Source organism: Georgenia sp. G2120 (assembly GCF_055326485.1).
Genome location: NZ_JBUZNL010000001.1, coordinates 375,034 through 398,869, shown reverse-complemented (window position 1 = coordinate 398,869; position 23,836 = coordinate 375,034). Strand labels below are relative to the sequence as shown.

Below are 23,836 nucleotides of genomic sequence, written 5' to 3'. Positions count from 1 at the left end.
TCAGCGTGCTCCCCCGGGTCGGTCGGACGGGTCACGCCCCACGGTAGGGGCGTCGGGGCGGGCCACGTGCTCCTCGGCGAAGACGTCCGCGAAGGGCTCCTCGTCGGGCTCGTCCGCCGTCGGGGCGTACTCGAGGACCGTCGGCGGCGGACCCCCGGTGCGGTGCAGGTCCTTGGCGAGGTGCGGCTGCGGGTCGCGTCCCGCGAGGTAGAGGCCGACCGAGTTGACGACCGCGACGACCGGGACCGCGAACAGCGCCCCGACCAGGCCGGCCACGGCGGTGCCGCCGGCCACCGCGAGCAGCACGGCGATCGGGTGCAGCTGGACGGCGCGCGACTGGATCATCGGCTGCAGCACGTGGCTCTCGATGAACTGGACGAACAGCACGGCCCCGAGCATGGCGAGCGCGATGTAGATGCCCGAGTCGACGACCGCGACGAGCACGGCGACCGTGCCGGAGATCAGCGCACCGATGATGGGGATGAAGGCGCCGAGGAACACGAGGATGGCGATCGGCAGGGCGAGCGGGACGCCGAGGAGCGCCGCGGCCAGGCCGATCCCGACGGCGTCGACGAAGGCCACGACGATCTGCCCGCGCGTGTAGCCGCTGACCGTGTACCAGGCCCGGATCCCGGCCTCGTGGATCGTGGGTCGGGCACGCGCCGGCGTCAGCCGCACGACCCAGCCCCACAGGGAGCGGCCGTCGGACAGGAAGAAGAACGTGCAGAAGATGGCGATGAAGAAGCCGGCAAAGATCTCGGCGACCGAGGACGTCACGGTGAGGACGCCGGTGGCCAGGGTCTCCGAGTTCTGCGAGATCGCCTGGGTGCCCTGCTCCATCGCCGTGTCGATGTCCGCCTGGTCGAGCCCGAGCGGACCGGTGCCGAGCCACGAGACGAGCTGGTCGATCCCCAGCAGCGCCTGGTCGGCGAGCCGCTGGAAGCCGGACGCGATCGACTGCCCCGCGAGGACGAGGAGCCCGGCGACGACCGCGACGAGCACGACGAGCGAGGCGAGCGCCGCGATCGCCCGGGGGAAGCGCGCGCGCCGGCGGAGGAAGCTCGCGAGCGGGGCGAGCAGGACGGACAGCAGCATCGCGACCATGAGCGAGACGACGATGGTGCGCAGCTGGACGAGCAGCCAGCCGATGATCGCGGCGGCCAGCGTGATGACGACGATCCGCCACGACCACGAGGCGATCGCCCGCATCGTCCACGGCACCGTGCGGTCGGGGGCGGCGCGCAGCTCGTCGTCCGCGCCGGCCGCCCCGGCGTCGACGTCGCCCGGCACGAGGCCCGCCCCCGTCCGGCTGAGCAGCCGCCCCTCCTCCGCCCGGAGCGACTCCCCCGGTCGGGCCGTCTCCCCCGGCCCGTCGTCGGGCTCCCTGCGCGCCGGACGCGCCGCGGCGGCGACCGCCGCGGTGGCCCGGCGCGTGGTCGATCCCAGCGCGGAACGGATGGAGCGTCGGAGGCGGGCCATGGCGTCCTTCGGGGTCGACGGGCGGTCTCCCAGCGTAGTTCGGGAACAGGCGGACGGCCGAGTACGTTGACGGGAGCAGACGCGAGGCGCGGGCCGTGCGTGATCGCGCCCGGGATGCCGCCGGCGCCGCGCGCAGTGCCACCGCGCACCGTCCCACCGCGCCTCCGGGCGCCCGACGAAGGGAGCAGCCCATGAGCCTGTTCGCCCGCCCCGTCCGCCCCACCTCGGCCGAGACCGCGCTCCCGGGCCGGTCCACGCCCGCGTACGCCCCGCCGGACCGCAACATCGTCCTCGACGCCCCGCTGCTCGGCCCGTGGCCCGAGGGCACCCAGGTGCTCTACGTCGGCATGGGCTGCTTCTGGGGTGTCGAGCGGATCTTCTGGCGCATCCCCGGCGTCGTCGGCACCGCCGCCGGCTACACGGGCGGCTACACCCCCCACCCCACGTACGAGGAGGTGTGCACCGCGATGACCGGGCACGCCGAGGCCGTCCTCGTGGCCTACGACCCCGCGGTCGTCACCCCGGACGAGCTGTTCAAGGCGTTCTGGGAGAACCACGACCCGACGACGAAGGACCGTCAGGGCAACGACGTCGGCTCGCAGTACCGCTCGGCGATCTGGTGGACCACCGAGGAGCAGCGCGACGCCGCCGAGCGCACGCGCGCCACGTTCCAGGCCGCGATCGACGAGGTCGGCGGCGGCGCCATCACCACCGAGATCGACGCGTTCGGCGACCAGCCGTTCTACGCCGCCGAGGACTACCACCAGCAGTACCTGGAGAAGAACCCGCGCGGCTACTGCAACCACGGCCCCAACGGGCTGACCTGCAACGTGGCCTGACGAAGGCCCGGGGACGACCGCGGCCGCCCACCTGCCGGTGGGCGGCCGCTGCGCGTCGGGGAGGGCTCTGGCCCGTCAGATCCCGTCGACGATCGCGTTGAGGGTCGCGGACGGGCGCATGACCGCGGAGGCCTTGGCGTCGTCGGGACGGTAGTAGCCGCCGATGTCGGCGGGGCTGCCCTGGACGGCGATGAGCTCGGCGTCGATGGCCTCGATCTGCTCGCCCAGCTGCGCGGCCACGGGGCCGAAGCGCTCGGCGAGCGCGGCGTCCTCGGTCTGCGCGGCGAGCTCGGCCGCCCAGTAGGTGGCGAGCCACGCGTGGGAGCCGCGGTTGTCGATCTGGCCGAGGCGACGGGCCGGCGAGCGGCCCTCGGTCAGCAGCTTCTCCGTGGCGCGGTCGAGCGCGTCGCCGAGCACCCGGGCGCCGGCGTTGCCGTCGACGTCCGCGAGGTGCCGCAGCGACTCGGCGAGCGCGAGGAACTCACCCAGGGAGTCCCAGCGCAGGTAGTTCTCGCCGACGAGCTGCTGGACGTGCTTCGGGGCGGAGCCGCCGGCGCCGGTCTCGAACAGGCCGCCGCCGTTCATCAGGGGCACGACCGACAGCATCTTCGCGCTCGTGCCGAGCTCGAGGATCGGGAAGAGGTCGGTGTTGTAGTCGCGCAGGACGTTGCCGGTCACGGAGATCGTGTCCTCGCCACGGCGGATGCGCTCGACCGAGTACCGGGTGGCCGAGACCGGGTCCATGATCTCGATCGTCAGGCCCTCGGTGTCGTGGTCCTTCAGGTAGGTGCGGACCAGCTCGATGAGGTTGCGGTCGTGGGCACGGGCCTCGTCGAGCCAGAACACGGCGGGGACGCCGGTCGCGCGGGCGCGGGTGACGGCCAGCCTGACCCAGTCCCGGATCGGGGCGTCCTTGGTCTGGCAGGCGCGCCAGATGTCGCCGGCCTCGACGTCGTGGGACATGTGGACGGTGCCGCTCGGGTCGACGACCTCGACCTTTCCAGGCGCGGAGATCTCGAAGGTCTTGTCGTGGCTGCCGTACTCCTCGGCCTTCTGGGCCATGAGGCCGACGTTGGGGACGGTGCCCATCGTGGCCGGGTCGAACGCGCCGTTGGCGCGGCAGTCCTCGATGACGGCCTGGTAGACGCCGGCGTACGAGGAGTCGGGGATGACCGCGAGCGTGTCGTGCTCCTCGCCGTCCGGCCCCCACATGTGGCCGGACGTGCGGATCATCGCGGGCATGGAGGCGTCGACGATGACGTCGGACGGCACGTGGAGGTTGGTGATCCCCTTGTCGGAGTCGACCATGGCGAGCTCGGGGCCGGCGGCGATCGCTGCGTCGAGCGCGGACCGGATCTCGGCGCCGTTCGGGAGGGCGTCGACGCCGGCGAGGATCGCACCGAGGCCGTCGTTGGCGCTGAGCCCGGCGGCCGCGAGGTCGTCGCCGAAGCGGTCGAACACGTCGGCGAAGAAGGCGCGGACCACGTGGCCGAACACGATCGGGTCGGAGACCTTCATCATCGTGGCCTTGAGGTGGACCGAGAAGAGCACGCCGTCGGCCGTGGCGCGCGCGACCTGCTCGGCGAGGAACAGGTCGAGCGCCGCGGCGGACATGAACGAGGAGTCGACGACCTCGCCGGCCTGGACCGGGACGCGCTCCTTGAGGACGGTCGCAGTTCCGTCGGCGGCCACGTGCCGGATCTGCCACACGTCCTCGGCGGGCGCGACGACGGACTGCTCGTTGTGCCGGAAGTCGCCGGCGCCCATCGTGGCGACGTTCGTCCGCGAGTCGGCGGACCACTCGCCCATGCGGTGCGGGTGCGCCTTCGCGTAGTTCTTCACGGCCACGGGCGCGCGGCGGTCGGAGTTGCCCTCGCGGAGCACCGGGTTGACGGCCGAGCCCTTGACGGCGTCGTAGCGGGCGCGGACGTCGGCGGCCTCGGGCGTGTCCGCGTTCTCCGGGTAGTCCGGGAGGTCGACGCCCTGCTCGCGCAGCTCGGCGATCGCGGCGCGCAGCTGCGGCAGGGAGGCCGAGATGTTGGGCAGCTTGATGATGTTGGCCTCGGGCCGGCGGGCCAGCTCGCCGAGCTCGGCGAGGGAGTCGGAGACGACCTGGTCGGCCGGGAGCCGGTCGCTGAAGGCGGCGAGGATGCGGCCGGCGAGCGAGATGTCCCGGGACTCGACCTCGATGCCCGCGGCGCCCGCGTAGGCCTCGACGATCGGCTTGAAGGAGTAGGTCGCCAGCCGGGGCGCCTCGTCGGTGAGCGTGAAGATGATCGTGGACATCGTCGTGCAGCCTCTTCCTCGGGGGCCGGGGATGGTTCGACGTCGAGATTATCCGATCGAGGAGCCCGACGACGCCGTGGCGGGGCCACGGACCGCCTCGCTCAGCGGGTGCCCAGGTGGCGGGCGAGGTACCGGCCGGTGAGCCCGGCGGGGTCGGCGGCGACCTCGTCCGGGGTGCCGGTGGCGACGATCCGCCCGCCGTCCTCTCCCCCGCCGGGCCCCAGGTCGACGACGTGGTCGGCGTTGGCGATCACGTCGAGGTCGTGCTCGATGACGACGACGGTCGCCCCGCGGTCGAGGAGCCGCTGGAGGACGTCGAGAAGCACGCGGACGTCGAGCGGGTGGAGGCCGACGCTCGGCTCGTCGAGGACGAACAGGGTGCCCTCCTGGCGGCGGGTGAGCTCGGCGGAGAGCTTGAGCCGTTGTGCCTCCCCGCCGGACAGCGCCGGGGTGTCCTCGCCGAGGGTGAGGTAGCCGAGCCCGAGGTCGACGAGGGTGCGCAGCCGGCGCGCGACCGGGCGGACGTCACCGACGACGTCGAGGGCCTGGGCGGCCGTCAGCCCCAGCAGCTCGGGCAGGGAGATCGTGCCGCCGCCGGGCACGGGGCGGCGGACCTCGTCGGCGTCGGGGGCGAACCGGGTGCCGCGGCAGTCCGGGCAGGGGACGTCGACGTCCGGCAGGAACTGGACGTCGAGGGTGACCTGGCCGGTGCCGTCGCACCTCGGGCAGCGCAGGGACCCGGTGTTGTGGGAGAGGTCGGCGGCGGTGAGACCCCGCTCCGCGGCGTCGGTCTCCTGCGCGAACGTGCGGCGCAGCTCGTCCATCACGCCGGAGTAGGTGGCGACGGTCGAGCGGACGTTGATCCCGATCGGGGTGGCGTCGACGAGCTGGACGCGCTCGATGCCCGCCGGGTCGAGGTCGCGCACGTGCGACGGGAGCCGCTCGCCGGCGGCGGCCGCGGCGAGCGCGGGGACGAGGCCCTCGAGGACGAGGGTCGTCTTGCCCGAGCCGGACGGCCCGGTGACGGCGGTGAGCCGGCCGCGCGGGACGTCGACGGTCAGCGGGTGGACGGTGTGGATCGCGTCGGTGGCGAGGTGGACGGCGCCGTGGGCGAACACGTCCCCCGCGGCTGCGCGCTCGCGCACGACGACGGGTTCGCTGCCGTCGAGGAAGCCGCCGAGGCGGGACGCCGGGTGCGCGACGACGTCGGCGACGCTTCCTGAGACGACGACGCGGCCGCCGTCGGGGCCGGAGCCCGGGCCGATCTCGACGAGGTGGTCCGCCTCCCGGAGCACCGCCACGTCGTGGTCGACGACGACGACCGAGTTCCCGTCCGCGAGAAGGTCGCGGACGACACCGAGCAGCCCGTCGACGTTCGCCGGGTGCAGCCCGATCGACGGCTCGTCGAGGACGTAGAGCACGCCGGTCGTCCGGTTGCGCACCGCGCGGGCGAGCTGGGCGCGCTGCCGCTCGCCGGTCGAGAGCGTCGAGCCGGCGCGGTCGAGGGAGAGGTAGCCGAGGCCGAGGTCGATGAGCCGGGAACCCATCCGGTCCAGCGTCTCGGCGAGGCCGTCCGCCATCGGGCGCATCTCCGCCGGGAGGTCGGCGCCGACGGTCCGCGCCCACGCGAGGACGTCGTCGAGCGTGCGCGCGGTGACGTCGGCGAGGCTGCTCCCGCCGATGCGGGGCGCGTGGGCCGCGTCCGAGAGGCGGGTCCCGCCGCACGCGCGGCACTCCCCCTCGGAGAGGAACTTCGACACCCGGGCCAGGCGCTTCTCGTCGCCGGCCCGGTCGAGCTCCTTGGTCACCGTGAGGCGCGCGTTGCGGAAGGTGAAGTCGAGCTCGTGCAGGCCGTTGCGGGTGGAGACCGTGATGTGGCGCTTCTCCTCGGGGCCGGACAGGACGATCGCCCGTTCGTCGTCGGTGAGGTCGCGGTAGGGGACGTCGGTGCGCACGCCCATCTCGCGCACGATGTCCGGCTGGACGTTGAAGTTGAAGGTCCGCCACGGCACGACGGCGCCCTCGTCGATCGTCAGCGACGGGTCGGGCACGAGGGTGTCGTCGTCGACGTCCCGGACGACGCCGGTGCCGGAGCAGGTGGGGCACGCGCCGGCCGCGTTGAAGGCGAGGTCCTCGGCGCCCGGCGGGTCGAACACCTCGCCGCACTCCGGGCACGTGAGGGGGACCTCGGCGGCGACGTCGAGGGTCGGCGGGTGGGTGTGGCCGTTCGGGCAGCGGTGCGCGGCGAGGCGGGAGAACATCAGGCGCAGCACGCTGAGCAGCTCGGTCGTCGTCCCGAACGTCGACCGGATGCCCGGGACGCCGGGGCGCTGACGCAGGGCGAGGGCCGCGGGCACGTGCTCGACGGAGTCGACCGCCGCCCGCGGCGCCTGGGCGAGCCGGCGGCGGGTGAAGGTGGACAGCGCTTCGAGGTACCGGCGCGACCCCTCGGCGTAGAGCACGCCCATCGCGAGCGAGGACTTGCCCGAGCCGGAGACGCCGGCGATGCCGACGAGGCGGCGCAGCGGCAGGTCGACGTCGATGCCGCGCAGGTTGTGGACGGCGGCGCCGAGGACGCGGATCGTCGTCGGCTGGTCGTCGGGATCCGTCACCCCCCGATCGTGCCAGCCACGCCCGGAGTCCGTGGACCGCGACGGCGGTCGCCCGCCCGCGAGGCGCGGACGACGGCGCCCGGCCGGTCCGCTCCGGCCGGCCGGGCGCCGTCGTCGGGCATGCCGCGGGTCAGCCGGCGACGACGGGGTGGTGGACCTCCGTCACCTGCTCGTCCTCGGGGGTGCTCGAGGGGTCGGAGTAGTAGGTGTTGAAGACCTTGCCCACGAGTCCGTCCGCCGCGGGCTCGGCGAAGGTGAGGCCGTCGGTGGTCACGCGGTCGCCGATGAGGGCGTGCGCGTCGCTGATCTGGTCGTACGGGCCCACGACGCGCGCGACCACGACCTCCTGGGCGGGCACGTCGACGACCTCCAGCGGGGCCTCGGCGGTGGTGCCCGGTGCCACGGGGAGGTAGACCGACTCGTCCGGGTCCCGCTCGACGTACGTCGGGTCGTGCTCGAACACGCCGCCCGGCCCGGTCGGCCGGATCCCCTGGCGTTCGAGCTCGGGCATCATCCGCCCCCACAGCTGCCCCTCGTCCGAGTACGTGGGGATGGTGCCGCGCAGAGCCACCACCGTCATGGGTACCGTGGTCCGTCGGTCGATCTCGATGCTCATGTCCTGTCCTCTCACCTGGTCGATCATGCGGTCGATGGCCCTCACCCGAGCGGCGGCGTCGCGGCGCTCCTGCTCGACGACGACGCGCTGCGCGCGCAGGGCGTCGGCGAGGGCGGGGGTGCCGCGGGCGGCGAGCAGGGCCGGCATGGCCGCGACGGAGAACCCGACGTCGCGCAGGCGCCGCACGTCGGCGGCGTCGGCGAGCTGCTCGGGCGCGTACCAGCGGCGGCCGCCGTCGTCGATGTGGTCCGGCACGAGCACGCCGTGCTGGTGATAGTGCCGGAGCATGCGGACGCTGAGGCGGCAGCGCTGGGAGAACTGCCCGATGGCGAGGGGTCGGTCGTCGGCCATGCGCACGAGTCTGGCCCCTGCCACGGTGTGAGGAGCAAGCCCCTGCACCGACGGCGCGAGGTCCGCACGTCGCGGCGTCGACGCGCCTCTCACAGGGTGGAGAGCGCTCCCCCGCTCCGACGGGTCCGCGGGGTCGGCGTCCTCCTACCGTGTCGGCATGGAGTCCTTCCTCGAGACCCTTGCCCCCCGTCTCCGGGCCGTTCTGGCCCAGGTCTTCCGCGAGCTGTTCGCCGGCCGCGACCCGGGGACCGTGCCGGCGGCGGCGGTCGTGCACTCCGCGGGTCGCTCGTGGGTCCCCGCGCTGGCCCCGGCGGACGCGGGCGGTGCGGTCGGCCCGGCTGCGGACACCTCGACGACCGGGTCCGACGACGGGGCACGGGCCCGGTGGTGGGCCCCGGGTTGGCCCACGACCGAGGTCGCGGCGTCGGCCGGGCTCCGCGCGCTCGAGATCGAGATCGGGCACTGGGCGGGCACGCACGTCTCCGAGGCCGAGCGCGAGGAGTGGGAGTTCCAGCTGTTCGCCGCCCTCGGTTCCGCCCTGGGCTCTCCCGAGGTGCGCGCCGAGCTGGGCCCCGAGCCCGTCCTCCTCGTGGCCGACCGCGGCGCGAACCCGCACCTGAGCGTCGTCAGCCTCCAGCTCCTCAACGAGAACCACCCGCACCCCGAGCGCGTGGCCGAGGCGAAGGCGTTCTGGGCCAGCGACCCGGAGCCGCTGCCGGAGGAGGCCACGCAGGCGCCAAGCGACGCGGAGCCGGACCCGGCAGCCACCACGGGGGACAGCGCCGCGGCAGGCGTCGCTGCAGGCGCAGCGGGTACCGGCGCCACCGCTGCGGACGGCAGCGAGCTGGGGCGGACCGGCGAGGACGCGGGAGCCCAGGCGAGCACGCCCTCGCTGGTCGACCAGGACGTCGTCGTCATGCACCAGGTGACGTCGTTCCTGTCCAACGACTTCGACATCCTCGACGAGCACGACCGGGCGGTCGGCCGCGTCCTCACCACCGGCTCGGGCTTCTGGGGAGGCAGCCGCACGTTCGAGGTGGCCGACGCCGACGGCACCGTCCTCATGCACGTGGAGGACACGCGCGACTGGGGCCGGGACCGGTACGTCCTCACGGACGGCGCCGGTTCCTCGCTGGCGCACGTCGTCCAGCGCAGCGCGTTCTTCGCGACAAAGGTCGAGGTCGAGGTGACCGACGGCGGGCTGCTCGAGCTGCACGGCAGCTTCTGGGACTTCGACTTCGAGGTCGTCGACGGCGGCACGCGCCTCGCCCGCGTGTCCCGGTCGTCGGCCGGCTTCCTCTCGGGCAAGGACCGCTACGTGGTCGAGCTCGAGGACCGGGCCGGCCCGCGGGAGCGCCTGGCGGTCATCGGGGCGACCATCGCGCTCGACCTCATCCGGGGCAAGAGGAACTGAGGACCGGCGGGCGGCACGGGTCCGTCCGCGAGCGCCGCGGGTCTGCCGCACGCATCACAGCCGCGCCCTCACCCGGCGGGGCTAGCGTGGATGTGTGCTCGACATCCTGGCGGGGACGCCGCTGCTGACGGTGTTCCTCGTCGTCGCGCTCGGCACCGCCCTCGGCGCGATCCCCTTCGGCCCGCTGCGGTTCGGGGCGGCCGGGGCGCTGTTCGTGGGGCTGGCGCTCGGCGCGCTCGACCCACGGCTCGGCGAGGGGCTCGCGCTCGCGCAGTCCATCGGGCTCACCCTGTTCGTCTACACCATCGGCATCGCGGCCGGCCCGTCGTTCTTCCGCGACCTCCGGCGTCAGGCGCCGCTCATGGGTGGCGCCACCGTCCTCGTCGTCGTGTTCGGGCTGCTCGCCGTGGTGGCCGGGACCGTGCTCGACCTCGGGCCCGGTATCACCGGCGGGCTCTTCTCGGGCTCCCTGACGGCCACGCCGGCGATGGCCGCCGCGAGCGACGCGCTCGGCGGATCGACGGACCCGGCCGTCGGCTACGCGATCAGCTACCCGATCGCGGTCGTCGTCACGCTGCTCGTCCTCTCCCGCGTGGCCCGCACCGACCTCCCGGCGCGCCGCGACCCGGCTCCCTTGTCCGCGGCCGGCCTGTCACGCTGACCGTCGACGTCACCCGTCCCCGGCCGATCGCCGACATCCCCGGCATCGCCTTCCTCCCCGGCGAGCCGGCGGGCGTGCGCGTCTCCTACCTCCTGCGGGACGGCGCGGTCACGGTCGCCGACCCCGACGACGCCCTGCGCACCGGGGACCGCGTCCTCCTCGTCGGCGTGCCGGACGCCGTCCGCACCGCCGCGGACGCGCTCGGCACCGCCGCACCCATCGATCTCGCGGACGACCACTCCGTGGTGACCTACCGGCGGTTCGTCCTGTCCGACCATGCGGTCGCCGGGGCCACGGTGGCCGACCTGAGGATCCCCGCGCGGTTCGGTGGCGTCATCACCCGCGTGCGCCGCGGGGACCGCGACCTGCTCGCCCAGCACGACATGACGCTCCAGCTCGGCGACCGCATCCGCGTCGTGTTCCCCCGCGAGCGGCTCGGCGACCTGCGCCGCGTGTTCGGCGACTCCGAGCGCCGCGTCACCGAGGTCGACTTCCTCCCGTTCGGCCTGGGCATCGCGATCGGTGTCGCCGTCGGTCTCGTCGCGATCCCGCTCGGCGGCGGCGCGAGCCTCGCGCTCGGCAGCGCGGCGGGGCCCCTCGTCGTCGGGCTCGTGCTCGGCAGGCTCGGGCGCACCGGGCCGCTCGTGTGGACGATGCCGCTGGCCGCCAACCTGACGATCCGGCAGTTCGGGCTCATGTTCTTCCTCGCCACCGTCGGCCTCGCGAGCGGGCAGGCGTTCGGCTCGACCGCGTTCACCGCCACCGGGCTCGCCGTGGCGCTCTCGTCGGTCGTCCTCCTGCTCGTCGTCCTCGCGCTGTTCGCGCTGCTCGGCCGTCTCGCCGGCCTGTCCACGGCGCGCACGGCCGGCGCCATGGCCGGCTTCATCGGTCAGCCGGTGCTGCTCGGGCACGTGACGTCCATCGTCGACGACGACCGGGCCGAGTCCGGCTACTCCGCCCTGTTCGCCCTTGCCGTGGTCGTCAAGATCGTCGTGGTGCAGGGCGTCGTCGCGCTGTGATCCCTGGCGGGCTCGGCGCTGCGGACCGGGGCGACACCCGGCTCACCGGAGGACCGTGAGCGGTCCCTCCTCCGGCGTCGGGACCTCGAGGTGGTCGTAGTACCGCTCGGCGAGCGCCGGGTCGAGGGCGAAGTCGTCCGCGTGCGCCGCCGCCCGGGCCCGGAGGCGGGCGAGGCACACGTCCTTCGGCGTGGCCAGGTAGATCGTCTCGGGCACGATCCCGGTCGCGCTCAGGATCTCCCGGTAGTCGTCCCGCATCGCGCGTGACCAGAAGGAGAGGTCGACGACCACGTCGCGACCCGCGCGGACGAGATCGAGCAGCCGGGCCCTGAGCTCGTCCTCGATCTCGTCCCGCACCCGCGGGTCGAGCGGCATCGTGCGCTTGCCTCGCACCCAGGCCTCGACGTCGATCGAGAGCCGCACCATCCCGCCCGATTCCAGCTCGCGGGCGACGGTCGACTTGCCGGAGCCGGCGGGGCCGCACATGAGGACGACGCGGGGCATGGCGCGCAGGCTACGGGCGTCCGGACCCTCGCGGCACGGGGATTCCGGTGGCGCCGTGCCTCGGCCGCGCGGGAGGCTGACCGCGTGCCCGACCTGATCTTCGATGACGCCCGCCTTGCCCCGATCTACGACCCGTTCGACCCCGACCGCTCCGACCTCGACGCCTACGTCGACCTCGTCGCCGAGGCGGGCGCGGCCCGGGTGCTCGACCTGGGCTGCGGGACGGGGACGCTCGCGATCCGCCTCGCCGCGGCCGGGGCCGAGGTCGTCGGCATCGACCCCGCCGCCGCCTCCGTGGACGTGGCCCGCGCCAAGCCCGGGGCCGACGCCGTGCGCTGGGTGGTCGGCACCGCCGCGGACGCACCGGCCGCGTGGGCGGACCTCGCGCTCATGACGGCGAACGTCGCCCAGGTCTTTCTCACCGACGAGGACTGGTCGGCGACGCTGCGCGACCTGCGGCGCTCGCTCGTGCCCGGCGGCCTGCTCGCGTTCGAGACGCGCCGCCCGGAGGACCGGGCGTGGGAGGAGTGGGGACGGCGGTACGCGCCCGAGACGATCGACGTGCCCGGCACCGGCGAGGTCACTCAGGAGTACACGCTCCTCGCCGTCGATCTGCCGCTGGTGAGCTTCCGGTTCACCCACACCTTCCACTCCGACGGCGCGGTCGTCGTCTCCGACTCCACCCTGCGGTTCCGCGACCGGGCCGAGGTCACGGCGGACCTGCTCGCGGCCGGGTTCGCCGTGGAGGAGGTGCGGGACGCGCCGGACCGCCCGGGCCGCGAGCACGTGTTCCTCGCGAGGCGCCGGCCGTGGACGGTCCGCCCGGCGGGCGCCGACGACGAGACCCACCTGTGGCGCGGGCTCGCGCGCGCGGAGGGCTGGCGGGGCGGAGAGGAGCGCACGGTCGAGGCACTGCGGGCCGACGGCGACGTGGCGCGCTACGTCGAGGGCTGGACGCCGGACCAGGGCGGCGTCGTCGCGGTCGGTGACGACGGCGAGGTGCTCGGCGCCGCCTGGCTCCGCCTCCTGCCCGCCGACGGGCCCGGGTACGGGTTCGTCGCCGAGGACGTCCCGGAGCTGTCGATCGGGGTGGCGCCGTCCGCGCGGGGCGCCGGTGTCGGCTCAGCGCTGCTCGCCGTGCTGCTCGAGCGGGCCCGCCGGGACGGCCGACGCGCGGTGAGCCTGAGCGTCGAGCGGGACAACGTGGGCGCCCGGCGGCTCTACCACCGCGCCGGCTTCGTGCGGGTCGGCGCGGTCGGCGGCGCGGACACCCTGCTGCGTGAGCTGTGAGCGCCCCGTGAGCGCGCGGTACGCGTTGGTGGTCCGCACCGGTCTCGACGCGGATCGGGCCCTCGCGCGGGTGCTCGACCCGGCGCTGCACGCCGAGGTCGTGCCGCTGACGACGCTGCGTGGCCGCGCTCGGCGTGGACCGCTGCTGCGGGGCGAGAGGTTCACCATGCGCACCGCCCTGGGACCGCTGCGCGTGGACGACCACATGCTCGTCGACCGGCTGCGCACCGACGCGGCGGTCGCCGCTCGTCGAGGGGCGGAAGGTCCGGGAGGCTCGGTCGCGTCGACCGGGGCGCCGACGCGCGACCGGGGAGGCTCGGGCGGCGCCGTGCGGTTCGTCAAGACCGGGCGCGTGCTGCGCGGCGTCGTCCTCGCCCGGGTCGCGCCGGCCGCCGGCGGCGCCGTCGTGCGGTGGGACGCGGAGCTCGCCGTGGCCGGGGTGCCGCGCGTGCTGGACCCGGCCCTCGCCGTCGTCGCGCGTCTTGCCTACGGAGCCGCGCTGCGCCGCATCCTTCGCCCCGGGGCGGCGCCCGGCATCAGCGGGTCAGAACGAGGACAGCAGGTCCGCCGGCAGGACCGGTGACAGCGCGGTCCACGCCCACCACGTGCACAGCGCCGCGACGAGCACGAACGTCCCGGTCCACAGCCAGGACGGCACGCGGGTGAGGTCGGCCAGCTGGGCGGGGTCGTCGCCGCGCCGGCCGGTCGTCGCCACCACGGCGATGTGCCGCCACGCGCCGAGCAGGAGGAACACGCCGGCCGCGAGCGTGAGGATCGCCGCGCCGTCGGGGCCGCCGAACCACCAGACGCCGCCGACCACGGCCGCCGCCCCGAGCACCGCGGCCACGGTGTGCAGCGAGCGGGAGAAGGCGAGCGAGACGAGGAGGACGAGCAGGGCCGCGAGCAGCGCGATCCCCGCCCAGCCCCGCAGGCCGACGTTGACGAGGGCGGCGCCGAGCAGCGCCGGCGCGGGGTAGCCCGCCCAGGTGGTGGCGACCCGGCCGAACCCGCGCCGAGGGCCCACGGTGACGGCGTGGCCCGACATGTCCGAGCTGACGACGAAGCCGGTGAACCGGCGCCCCACGAGGATCCCGACCCCGGCGTGCCCGAGCTCGTGGGCGATCGTCACGGCCGGACGGACGAGACGCCACAGCACCGGCACGAGGACGACGGCGAGCGCCGCGCCGAGCGCGACGAGCGCCCACGTGCCCACCTCGGGGGTATCGGTGGGCCGGGTGCGCTCCCACACGGCCGGCCAGATCTGATCGACGTCCACGGCCCCATCGTCGCAAGGACGAGGGGGCCGTGGACGTCGGGTCCCGGGGTCGGGCTACCGGCCGCTGCCGCGCAGCCGGGCGACGAGTGCGAGGCCGCCGACGATCCCGGCGAGCGCACGCAGGGCGGAGGCGACGACGGTGCCCCACGGGAGGTCGTCGTAGACCACGAGGTCGTTGGGCACGATCGTCACGACGCCGAGGTAGGTGCCCCACGCCGCGAGCGCGCCGGTCCCGGCGAACGCGAGCACGACGGCGACGCGCCGGGCGCCGTCGGTCCGCAGCGCCCACAGCGCGCCGGCGGCGACGCTCCCGATCCCGAGGTCGATGACCCGCTGGACCAGGCCGGCGTCCGTGACGAGGAGGTGGACGACGCTCGCGCCCAGCACGGCGGTCGCGGCGGTCGCGAGCCACGCGCGGGCGCCGCCGGTGACGGGCGGCATCGGGCGCCGGCCCCACCGCGTCCAGGTGTAGACGGCGAACGCGCCGAGGAGGCCGATGCCGAGGCCCGCGAACCCGGCGTAGACCATGCCGAACACCCAGCCGTCGATCGGCGGGAGCTCCGTGGTCGGCTCGGGCGGGTCGACGATCCCGGCCACGAGCTGGACCGGCATGGAGACGAGGATCTGCCCGAGCAGGCCGGCACCGATCCACAGCGGCGGGAGCATGAGCCGCGCGGGCGCCCGGATCCCCCTGCGCGTGATGAGCACGACGGCGAGGACGAGGGCGACGACGTCGAGCCCGGCGGTCGCGACGTTGAGGGCGATCATGCCGGGGCTGTCCCCGAACCCTGCCTCGGCGAGCCCGATGTCGGACCCGGCGAGCCAGGCGACCTTGAGGGCGAGGTACGGCAGCGTCATGAGGATGGCGAACGCCGCGAGGCCGCGCCGGACCGGGCCGACCGGCGGGAGCTCGTCGGTCTGCCGCCGGTCGGTCGGGGCCCCGGTGCTCGGGGTACCGGTGGTCGGGGCGCGGTCGGGCGGGAGCCCGCCGGGTGGGCGGTCGGGAGTCCGCACGGCGGGGCGCGGGCGGGTCTCGTCGTCGTGCGTGGTCGTGGTGGGTGTGTCGGTGGTGTGCATGCCCCGACGCTCCCGCCGGCCGCGTGCCCGTCACCACCCCCTGCCGGGTGGACGCGCTCCCTCGCGCGAGGGATCCCGGGCGCGGCGCGTGCTGCCACGATGTGCGGGTGGCCGGCCGCTGGATCCGAGGACTGCTTCACCTCCTGGTGGGCGGCGCGTGCGGCGCGCTCGTCGCGTGGCTCGGCTACGGCTTCACGGTGACGATCGTGTCCACCGACGGTCCGGCGCAGGTCGCTGTCGCCGCGCTGGTCGCGGTCTCGGCCGCTGTCGTCGTGGCCCTGCTGCTGGCTCCGCCGGTCCGGGCCGCCGAGGTCGCGCTCGCCCGCGCGCTGCTCGCGACCGACGTGCCCGAGCCGCTCGACACGACCTCCCTCGAGGCACGCGGGCGGGGGTTGCTGTGGGCCGGCGTCGTCCTGCTCCTCGGCAGCGTCTCGCTCGGCACGATCCTGTGGGCGGTCCCGCAGGGCGTGGTCCTCGTCGTCGCCGCGTTCGCCCCGGTCACGCGCGAGACGGCGGTGCCGTTCCAGATCGCCGACGCCCACCCGGCCGTGCTCGTCGGGCTCGGTGTGGCACTCCTGGCCGGCGGGATCGCGCTGCAACCGCTCCTCGTCCGGCTGCTCGAGCGGCTCGCCCCGCGCGTGCTCGGGCCGACGCCCGCCGACCGGCTCGCGCACGCCGACGCCGAGCGGACGCGCCTGCGGGCGGCGAACGCGCTCGCCCGGGAGCTGCACGACTCGATCGGGCACTCGCTCACGGCGATCGGCGTCCAGGCCGAGGCCGGCGCGCGCGTGGCCGCGCGAGACCCGGAGCTCGCCCGCGAGTCGCTCGGCCGGATCACCGGGCTCGCGCAGCGCGCGGTCGCCGAGCTCGACGACGTGCTGGGGATGCTCCGGCGGGGGGACGAGGCAGGGCGGACGGCGACGCAACCCGAGCGGAACGGCCTGCCCGACGTGCTCGCGCTCCTCGGGGACCTCGCCCCGGGCGGGACGGAAGGCGTCGAGGTCGGCGTGCGCCCCGGCGAGGTCGACGACGAGACGGCGGCCGTCGCCTACCGCGTGGTCCAGGAGGCGCTGACCAACGCGCAGCGCCACGGGGTGGACGGTCCGACGGGGAGCGTCTCGGTGACGGACGGCCTGCTTCAGATCGTCATCGCGAACCGGATGCGGGTGGAGGACCACCCGGGGCAGGGTCGCCCGGAGCAGAGCCGGCGGAGCCGGGGGCGGCGGAGCCCGGGACGTCACGGACTGCTCGGCATGCGCGAACGGGTCGAGGCGCTGGGCGGCTCGCTCGTCGTCGGCCTCGCGCCCCCCTCCGGGGGCGAGCCGATCTGGCAGGTCCGTGCGACGCTCCCGGCGCGGGTGGAGGAGGAGCCATGACGGCGGTGCTGGTCGTCGACGACGACGCGATGGTGCGGTCAGGGTTCGCGGCGATCCTCGCCGCCGAGGGGTTCGACGTCGTCGGGGAGGCCGAGGACGGGGCGGGGGCCGTCGAGGCCACGCGGCGACTCTCGCCGGACGTCGTCGTCATGGACGTGCGGATGCCGGGGATCGACGGGATCGAGGCCACCCGGCGGCTGCTGCGGCTCACCGACCCGCCGCGCATCCTCGTGGTCACCACCTTCGAGCACGACAGCTACGTCCTCGACGCGCTCGAGTCCGGCGCCCACGGGTTCCTGCTCAAGCGGGCGGGCGCCGACCAGCTCGTCCACGCCGTGCGCACGGTGGCGGCGGCCGAGGGGCTGCTGTTCCCGGCGTCGATCCGCGAGCTCGTGCGCGCGACGTCTCCGCCGGGACCCGCCCTCCCCGCGCTCTCGGCACGTGAGGAGGACGTCCTGAGGCTGCTCGCCCGGGGGCACAACAACGCGGAGATCGGGGCCGAGCTGTTCCTCGGCGTCGAGACCGTGAAGACGCACGTCGCGTCGCTGCTCGCCAAGCTCGGGGTGCGGGATCGGACGCAGGCGGTGGTGCGGGCGTTCACCTCGGGGTTCGTCGACCAGGGATGACGGGGTCAGGCAGGTCGTCGTCGGGCATGTCGTCGTCGGGCATGTCGTCGTCGGGCAGGCTGCCCCGACCGGGACCGACGCGGCTCCTGCCGACGGGCCCGCCTCCCGTAGCGTGGTCGCACCGGCCGCCCTGCGCGGCACCCCAGACGAAAGGATGTTCATGTCCGAGCAGCTGCCCACCGCCACCGGCTCCTTCGGCGAGAGCCCCACGCTCACGTTCCCGACCCCGACCGCGCCCGAGGGCCTCCAGGTCGAGGTCCTCTCCCCCGGCGACGGCGAGGTCGTCGAGGCCGGCGACACGATCGTCGTCAACTACCACGGGCAGGTGTGGGGCGGCGGCGTGTTCGACAGCTCCTACCCGCGCGGCGAGACGATCTCGTTCCCCATCGGCATGGGCGTCGTCATCGGCGGCTGGGACGAGGGGCTGCCGGGCAAGACCGTCGGCTCCCGGGTCCTGCTCTCGATCCCGCCGGAGCACGGCTACGGCGAGCGCGGCGTCCCGCAGGCCGGCATCGGCGGCGGGGACACGCTCGTGTTCGTCATCGACATCGTGGGCGTCGAGCGGCACTGATCCCGGGCGGCACTCATCTCGGTCGGCACTGATCCCGGGCGGCACTCATCTCGGTCGGCGCCGTCCGCGGGTGGTGCTCGATCGGGTGGCGGCGTCGTCGTCGGATGTGAAGCGCATTCTCGGCACCGCTGAGCCGCACGCTCGACCAGCAGGGACGCGCGCACGTTCGTCGAGATTGCGGTTGGGGCCCCAACCGCAATCTCGACGACGACGAACCGCAATCTCGACGTCCACCAACCGCAATCTCGACGACGACGAACCGCAATCTCGACGAACGGACGAACGACGGCGGCCGGTCACCGTGGGGTGACCGGCCGCCGTCGTCAGCGGGTGCCTCGGATCAGTCGTTGCCGCGCAGGATCGCGAGGATGCGCAGGATCTCGACGTAGAGCCAGATGAGCGTGACCGCGAGGCCGAACGCCGCCGCCCACGCGTACTTGCGGGGCAGGCCGGCGTTGACCCCGCGCTCGATCCCGTCGAAGTCGTGCAGGAGGCTGAACACCGCGAGGAGCACGGCGAACGCGCCGACGAGGATCCCGAGCGGGATGCCCATGATCTCGACGCCGGAGCGCATGCCCCACGGGTCGTCGGAGAAGCCGAAGATCATCATGCCGAAGTTGACGAGCGAGAACAGCCCGTAGCCCAGCATGCCGATGAGCATGAAGCGCGTGAGCTTCGGCGTCACGCGCACGGCGCGCGACGTGTACAGCAGGAGGGTCACGGTGGCGACGGCGAAGGTCGCGAGGACCGCCTGGATGACGATGCCCGGGAACTGGCCCTCGAGGACCATCGAGAACGCCCCGAGGAACAGGCCCTCGAGCGCGGCGTAGGCGAGGATCAGCGCCGGGCTGGGGCTGCGCCGGACCGCGTTGACGATCCCGAGGACGAGACCGCCGATGGCGCCGACGATCATCGGGAGGAACGCGTTCTCGATCGGGGTGAGGAACGCGGTCGCGAGGCCGACGAGGATGACGGTGCCGAGGACGAGGCCGGACTTGACGATGACGTCGTCGAAGGTGAGGCGGCCCGTGTCGGCCGGCGCGGCGGCCGCGCCCGAGTACTGCTGCTCGAACCCGCCCATCGGCATCGAGCCGGGCTGGGTCTGCTGGCCGAAGCCGGCCTGGCCCTGCTGCGCGTAGCCGGGCTGGCCGTAGCCCTGCGGGGCGGTGGCGGTCGATGCGGCCGCGCGGCTGCGCTGCCTCGGATCGTCGGAGAACACGCTCCGGTTGAAGTATGGGTTGCTCAAGGGATCCTCCTACCCGCTGAGGCACGGGGGGCGTGATGGGTGTCGCGACCGACGACGTCCGCCGACGGCGTGTCTCCACCCCAGACTATCCGGTGATCCGCCGGACGACAGGTCCCGTGCGGGGCGTTCACCCCAGGGCGTAGAGGAATATCCACCCACGGGGCACGACCGCCACGTACTAGGTTGGCCTGCGTACCGCGTCCGCGCCGGGCGCGGTGGACCACACCCGCCGGGGAGCGACACATGATCGAGGCCCAGGGCCTGACGAAACGCTACGGACCGACACTCGCCGTCGACCGGGTGGACTTCCAGATCCACCCCGGCACGGTGACCGGCTTCCTCGGGCCCAACGGCTCGGGCAAGTCGACGACGATGCGCATGATCATGGGCCTCGACCGCCCCACGGCCGGATCCGTGACGATCGACGGCAAGCGGTACCAGGACCTGCGGGCGCCGCTGCACGAGGTCGGCGCGCTCCTCGAGGCCAAGGCCGTCCATCCCGGCCGCAGCGCCCGCTCCCACCTGCGGGGCCTGGCCGCCACGCACGGGATCGGCCGGCGGCGCGTCGACGAGGTCATCGAGCTCACCGGCATCAGCAAGGTCGCCAGGAAGCGGGTCGGCGGCTTCTCGCTCGGCATGGGGCAGCGGCTCGGGATCGCCGCCGCCATGCTCGGCGACCCCAAGGTGCTCATCCTCGACGAGCCGGTCAACGGCCTGGACCCCGAGGGCGTCCAGTGGGTCCGCACGCTCGTGCGCCGCCTCGCCGACGAGGGCCGAACCGTCTTCATCTCCTCCCACCTCATGAGCGAGATGAGCATGACCGCCGACCAGCTGCTCGTCATCGGCAAGGGGCGCATCATCACCGGCGGCCCGGTCAAGGACGTCATCGACGCCTCGGTGCGTCCCGTCGTCGTCGTCCGCACCCCGCACGTCGACCAGCTTCTCGCCGCGCTCCCGCCGCAGGCCGTCGCCCGGCGGGCCGAGGACGGGTCGCTCGAGGTCGAGGACCTCTCCGCCCCCGAGATCGGCGCCGCCGCCCACCACGCCGGTGTCGAGCTCCACGAGCTCAGCCCGCGCAGCGCCAGCCTCGAGCAGGCCTTCATGACCCTCACGCACGACGCGGTCGAGTACCGCGCCGGCGACAACCCCGGCAGCGAGGTCACCCGATGAGCACCGCAGTCGCACCGCCCGCCGCCCGCGGCCGCGTCACCTGGCTCGGCACCCTGCGGTCCGAGTTCATCAAGTTCTTCTCGCTGCGCTCGACCTGGTGGGTGCTCGGGATCGGCGTCCTGCTCTACGTGGCGTTCCAGTGGGCCACCGTCTGGGGCATCACCGACTCGGTCGACCAGTCGGGCTTCCCCGGCCTCGGCGACATCAACGGCGTCTACCTCCTCGTCCTCGTGGCCGGCATGCTCGCCACCACCTCGGCGATACTCGGGGTGCTGACGATGACGTCGGAGTACTCGACGGGGATGATCCGCGCGACCCTAGCGGCCCAGCCGAGCCGGATCGTGGTCCTGCTCGCCAAGACCGTCCTCATCGTCATCGCGATCGCCGTGCAGACGCTCGTCGCCTTCCTCGCGACCTGGGCGGTGGGCAACCCCTACCTCAGCGACGTCATGGACTCCGTCAGCCTCACGGACGGCGACACGTGGCGCGTGGTCGGCCTGTTCGTCCTCTACACCGTGACGTGCGGGGTGCTCGGCGTCGGCTTCGGCGCGATCTTCCGCTCGACGGCGGCCGGCATCTCCGCCGTGCTCGTCCTGCTCATGCTCGTCCCGATCATCCTCGAGTTCCTCCCCTGGGAGTGGGTCTCGACGGTCCGCGACCTCCTGCCCTCCAACGTGGCGGCGGACTACCTCGCCCCGGAGACCGGCATGCTCGGGATGGAGAAGGCCTACTCCGACACGGTCGGCGCGCTCGTGTCGACCGCGTGGGCGGCCGTCCCGCTCGCCGTCGGCGGGGTCCTCATGGTCCGCCGCGACGCCTGACGGCACTACCGGTGGCGGTCGAGGAGGTCACGGCGCCCGGGGAGCGGCCAGGCTCCCCGGGGGCGACCTCCGCGCACCCGCGGCCGGACGGGGACGGCGCCTCGCGTTCCGGGGCCAGGACGGGGGCTGCCGGGAGGGGGACGGCCGGGACGGGAACGGCCGACGACGACGCCCTCGGGGCGGAGGGGTGGGCCGACCGGGGGACCGACCCGCTCCTGACCGGGGCACTCGGCCGACTCCTCGCCCGCTATCCGGGCGCCCTCGACCTCGTCCTCGCCACGGCGTACGTGGTCGTCATGCTGGGGCTCGCGATCGTCGGTGCCCTCAGCCGGTACACCCCGGTCGCGGTCGTGGGCATCGCCGAGACCCTCGCGCTCGGGGCCGTCATCCTCCTGCGGCGTCGCGCCCCGCTCGTCCTCCTGGGCGTCGCCCTCACGGTGCCAGTCCTCGCCCGCATCGCCGACTCCGGGCTCGAGCCCGACCCTCCGGTCGTCACCATCTGGTCCTACGACCCGACGACGCCGTTGCCGGTGTTCGACATCCTCGTCACCCCGCGGATCTCCCCTGTCGAGATCGTCGCCGTCGCCGTGCTCGTCCTCACCATCGCCCTCGAGCGGCCCGGGCGCACGACGGTCGTCGCCTCGGTGTCCGCCGTCGTCGTCGCCGTCTGCGCGTACCTCGTCTTCGGCGGCGAGGGGGCGCGCATGCTCGACGGTGCCGAGGCCGCCGGTGTCATCGCGGTGGCCGCGCTCGTCGGCTCGAACCTGCGCGAGAGGCGCCGACGGGTCGCCCAGCTCGGCGACCGCGCACGGCGCCTCGCGCTCGAGCGGGACCAGCGCGAGCAGCTCGCGGTGAGCTCCGAGCGCACCCGGATCGCCCGCGAGATGCACGACGTGCTCGCCCACTCCCTGTCCGTCATGGTCACCCTCGCCGACGGCGCCGTGCGCATCATGGACCGCGACCCCGCCCGCGCCCGCTCCGCGCTCGAGCGACTCGCCGGCACGGGGCGCGAGGCGCTCGGCGACACGCGCCGGATGGTGGGGATGCTGCGGGACGACACGCGCGCTGCCCCCGTCGTCGGGGCCGGTTCCCGCCTTCCCGGCGTGAGCGCGCCCCTCGCGCCGCAGCCGGTGGTCGGCGAGCTCGACTCCCTCGTCGAGTCCTTCCGCGGCGCCGGGCTGCCCGTCTCCCTCGAGGTCACCGGCCTGCCGCTGCCGGACGACACGACGCTCAGCCTCACCGTCTACCGGATCGTCCAGGAGTGCCTGACGAACGTGCTGCGGTACGCCCCGGGCTCCCCCGCCATCACGGTGACGATCGCGCGCACCGCGGGCCAGGTGACGATCACCGTGGAGAACGTCGCCGGGGGCGAGCCCACGGTGCCGGGCGGATCGGGGCGGGGTCTCATCGGCATCCGCGAGCGGGTGGCCGTGTTCGACGGCAGCGTGACCGCCGGCCCGACGGATACTGGGTGGCGGGTGGAGGCGCGCCTGCGAGTGGGCGCCGGGACGATGGAGGCACGGACATGACCGACCGGCACGAGTCGAGCGACCAGGGCGTGATCACCGTGCTCCTCGCGGACGACCAGGCGCTCCTGCGGATGGGCTTCCGCATGGTCCTCGACGCGGAGGACGACATCGAGGTGGTCGGCGAGGCCGGGGACGGCCGCACCGCGGTCGCCCAGGCCGCCGCGCTGCGCCCCGACGTCATCCTCATGGACGTGCGCATGCCCGAGCTCAACGGCATCGACGCGACGACCCGCATCGTGCGCTCCCACCCGGGCGCGCGGATCCTCATCCTCACGACCTTCGACTTCGACGAGTACGCGTTCGCCGGCCTGCGCGCCGGTGCCTCCGGCTTCCTGCTCAAGGACACGCCGCCCGCCGACCTCGTCGAGGCCATTCGGCGCGTGGCGAGCGGCGACGCCGTCATCACGCCGCGCATCACCCGCCGGATGCTCGACATGTTCGGCCCTCGACTGCCCGCGACGGGACGGGAGCAGACCCCCGCCGAGCGCGACCCGCGGATCGGCAGCCTCACGTCGCGGGAGCTCGAGGTCTTCACCCTCGTGGCCCAGGGGCTCTCGAACGCCGAGATCGCCGGGGAGCTCGTCGTCTCCGAGACCACGGTCAAGACGCACGTGGGGGCCGTGCTGGGCAAGCTCGCGCTGCGCGACCGCGTCCAGGCAGTGGTGCTCGCCTACGAGACGGGCGTGGTGCAGCCGGCCTGAGTGGCGGCGGGCGGTGCGGACGTCATCCGGGCCTGACTGGTGTGGCCGGCCCGAGTGGCGCGGGCGGTGCGAGCGTCATCCGGGCCTCACTGGTGTGGCCGGCCCGAGTGGCGCGGGCGGTGCGAGTCGCGGCTGAGCTCCGCACCTCCGCCGACTGCTCGGCACCCCACCGAGGGGTTGAAGAGTTGCCGAGGAGTCGGATCGCCGCCGAAGAGTCGGTCAACGCACCGAAACGACAGGCGGCGGAGGTCCACTCGACACGTCCACCGACTCCTCGACACATTCACCCGCTGTTCGACACGCCCACCGACTGTTCGACACGTCCGCTGCGCAAGCGGTCGGCCCGCCGAGGGGTTGAAGAGCCGCCGAGGA

The 23,836-nt window shown here is 74.3% G+C and carries 21 protein-coding genes; 13 read left to right on the top strand and 8 right to left on the bottom strand.

Annotated features, from left to right (window positions below):
• Complete coding sequence (locus ACZLMO_RS01955; protein WP_425714794.1) at positions 1-1,479, bottom strand: AI-2E family transporter; 1,479 nt, start codon at positions 1,477-1,479, stop codon at positions 1-3.
• A 191-nt stretch (positions 1,480-1,670) separates the two neighbouring features.
• On the opposite strand from ACZLMO_RS01955, the gene msrA reads away from it, so the two are divergent.
• The gene (gene msrA / locus ACZLMO_RS01950) at positions 1,671-2,318 is read left to right on the top strand and encodes a peptide-methionine (S)-S-oxide reductase MsrA (protein WP_463652705.1); all 648 of its coding nucleotides are present in this window, start codon (positions 1,671-1,673) and stop codon (positions 2,316-2,318) included.
• A gap of 75 nt (positions 2,319-2,393) precedes the next feature.
• On the opposite strand, the gene ACZLMO_RS01945 is transcribed toward msrA, so the two are convergent.
• The 3 genes from ACZLMO_RS01945 to ACZLMO_RS01935 form a co-directional block, all read right to left on the bottom strand.
• Positions 2,394-4,604 carry an NADP-dependent isocitrate dehydrogenase gene (locus ACZLMO_RS01945; protein WP_463652704.1) on the bottom strand — a complete coding sequence of 737 codons (2,211 nt, stop codon included), beginning with the start codon at positions 4,602-4,604 and terminating at the stop codon, positions 2,394-2,396.
• Between the two features lie 101 nt (positions 4,605-4,705).
• Positions 4,706-7,216, bottom strand: coding sequence for an excinuclease ABC subunit UvrA (locus ACZLMO_RS01940; protein WP_463652703.1), 2,511 nt, complete (start codon positions 7,214-7,216; stop codon positions 4,706-4,708).
• A 130-nt stretch (positions 7,217-7,346) separates the two neighbouring features.
• A complete protein-coding gene (locus ACZLMO_RS01935) occupies positions 7,347-8,183 on the bottom strand; it encodes a MerR family transcriptional regulator (RefSeq protein WP_425714790.1) in 837 nt (278 codons plus the stop codon).
• 157 nt (positions 8,184-8,340) lie between these two features.
• Here ACZLMO_RS01935 and ACZLMO_RS01930 point away from each other — a divergent pair, with 157 nt between their 5' ends.
• From ACZLMO_RS01930 to ACZLMO_RS01920, 3 genes are all read left to right on the top strand, one after another.
• Positions 8,341-9,597 carry an LURP-one-related/scramblase family protein gene (locus ACZLMO_RS01930; RefSeq protein WP_463652702.1) on the top strand — a complete coding sequence of 419 codons (1,257 nt, stop codon included), beginning with the start codon at positions 8,341-8,343 and terminating at the stop codon, positions 9,595-9,597.
• 94 nt (positions 9,598-9,691) lie between these two features.
• Positions 9,692-10,258 carry an aspartate-alanine antiporter-like transporter gene (locus tag ACZLMO_RS01925; RefSeq protein ID WP_463652701.1) on the top strand — a complete coding sequence of 189 codons (567 nt, stop codon included), beginning with the start codon at positions 9,692-9,694 and terminating at the stop codon, positions 10,256-10,258.
• A 74-nt stretch (positions 10,259-10,332) separates the two neighbouring features.
• Entirely contained in the window at positions 10,333-11,277 is a 945-nt protein-coding gene (locus tag ACZLMO_RS01920) for an aspartate-alanine antiporter-like transporter (protein ID WP_463652700.1), read from the top strand.
• A 42-nt stretch (positions 11,278-11,319) separates the two neighbouring features.
• Here the strand turns inward: ACZLMO_RS01920 and ACZLMO_RS01915 are convergent, their stop codons facing one another.
• Positions 11,320-11,781 carry a P-loop nucleotide/nucleoside kinase family protein gene (locus ACZLMO_RS01915; RefSeq protein WP_463652699.1) on the bottom strand — a complete coding sequence of 154 codons (462 nt, stop codon included), beginning with the start codon at positions 11,779-11,781 and terminating at the stop codon, positions 11,320-11,322.
• Positions 11,782-11,865: 84 nt separating this feature from the next.
• Here ACZLMO_RS01915 and ACZLMO_RS01910 point away from each other — a divergent pair, with 84 nt between their 5' ends.
• Both ACZLMO_RS01910 and ACZLMO_RS01905 read left to right on the top strand, forming a co-directional pair.
• Entirely contained in the window at positions 11,866-13,071 is a 1,206-nt protein-coding gene (locus ACZLMO_RS01910; RefSeq protein WP_463652698.1) for a GNAT family N-acetyltransferase, read from the top strand.
• Between the two features lie 7 nt (positions 13,072-13,078).
• The gene (locus ACZLMO_RS01905) at positions 13,079-13,654 is read left to right on the top strand and encodes a hypothetical protein (RefSeq protein ID WP_463652697.1); all 576 of its coding nucleotides are present in this window, start codon (positions 13,079-13,081) and stop codon (positions 13,652-13,654) included.
• Here ACZLMO_RS01905 and ACZLMO_RS01900 read toward each other — a convergent pair.
• Complete coding sequence (locus tag ACZLMO_RS01900; protein ID WP_425714784.1) at positions 13,616-14,347, bottom strand: M50 family metallopeptidase; 732 nt, start codon at positions 14,345-14,347, stop codon at positions 13,616-13,618. The two genes, ACZLMO_RS01905 and ACZLMO_RS01900, sit on opposite strands and share 39 nt — an antisense overlap.
• A gap of 54 nt (positions 14,348-14,401) precedes the next feature.
• The gene (locus ACZLMO_RS01895) at positions 14,402-15,424 is read right to left on the bottom strand and encodes a hypothetical protein (RefSeq protein ID WP_463652696.1); all 1,023 of its coding nucleotides are present in this window, start codon (positions 15,422-15,424) and stop codon (positions 14,402-14,404) included.
• Positions 15,425-15,531: 107 nt separating this feature from the next.
• Here ACZLMO_RS01895 and ACZLMO_RS01890 point away from each other — a divergent pair, with 107 nt between their 5' ends.
• The 3 genes from ACZLMO_RS01890 to ACZLMO_RS01880 all read left to right on the top strand — a co-directional run bounded on the left by ACZLMO_RS01890 (position 15,532) and on the right by ACZLMO_RS01880 (position 17,997).
• Positions 15,532-16,800 (top strand): sensor histidine kinase, encoded by a 1,269-nt coding sequence (locus ACZLMO_RS01890; protein ID WP_463652695.1) that lies wholly within the window; start codon positions 15,532-15,534, stop codon positions 16,798-16,800.
• Positions 16,797-17,426: a response regulator transcription factor gene (locus tag ACZLMO_RS01885; protein ID WP_425714781.1), complete on the top strand. Its 630-nt coding sequence runs from the start codon at positions 16,797-16,799 to the stop codon at positions 17,424-17,426. The genes ACZLMO_RS01890 and ACZLMO_RS01885 overlap by 4 nt, the downstream gene beginning before the upstream one ends.
• A gap of 160 nt (positions 17,427-17,586) precedes the next feature.
• Positions 17,587-17,997, top strand: a complete 411-nt coding sequence (locus ACZLMO_RS01880; protein WP_425714780.1) for an FKBP-type peptidyl-prolyl cis-trans isomerase — start codon at positions 17,587-17,589, stop codon at positions 17,995-17,997.
• A gap of 340 nt (positions 17,998-18,337) precedes the next feature.
• On the opposite strand, the gene ACZLMO_RS01875 is transcribed toward ACZLMO_RS01880, so the two are convergent.
• Positions 18,338-19,243, bottom strand: a complete 906-nt coding sequence (locus ACZLMO_RS01875; protein ID WP_425714779.1) for a Bax inhibitor-1/YccA family protein — start codon at positions 19,241-19,243, stop codon at positions 18,338-18,340.
• A gap of 243 nt (positions 19,244-19,486) precedes the next feature.
• Here ACZLMO_RS01875 and ACZLMO_RS01870 point away from each other — a divergent pair, with 243 nt between their 5' ends.
• Genes ACZLMO_RS01870 through ACZLMO_RS01855 form a run of 4 tightly spaced genes read left to right on the top strand, consistent with a single transcriptional unit; the run spans position 19,487 to position 23,464 of the window.
• Positions 19,487-20,413, top strand: coding sequence for an ABC transporter ATP-binding protein (locus ACZLMO_RS01870; protein ID WP_463652694.1), 927 nt, complete (start codon positions 19,487-19,489; stop codon positions 20,411-20,413).
• A complete protein-coding gene (locus ACZLMO_RS01865; protein WP_425714777.1) occupies positions 20,410-21,234 on the top strand; it encodes an ABC transporter permease in 825 nt (274 codons plus the stop codon). The genes ACZLMO_RS01870 and ACZLMO_RS01865 overlap by 4 nt, the downstream gene beginning before the upstream one ends.
• An 11-nt stretch (positions 21,235-21,245) precedes the next feature.
• Complete coding sequence (locus ACZLMO_RS01860) at positions 21,246-22,763, top strand: sensor histidine kinase (RefSeq protein ID WP_463652693.1); 1,518 nt, start codon at positions 21,246-21,248, stop codon at positions 22,761-22,763.
• Complete coding sequence (locus ACZLMO_RS01855) at positions 22,760-23,464, top strand: response regulator (protein WP_425714775.1); 705 nt, start codon at positions 22,760-22,762, stop codon at positions 23,462-23,464. Before ACZLMO_RS01860 ends, ACZLMO_RS01855 begins: the two co-directional genes overlap by 4 nt.
• Positions 23,465-23,836: the final 372 nt, after the last annotated feature.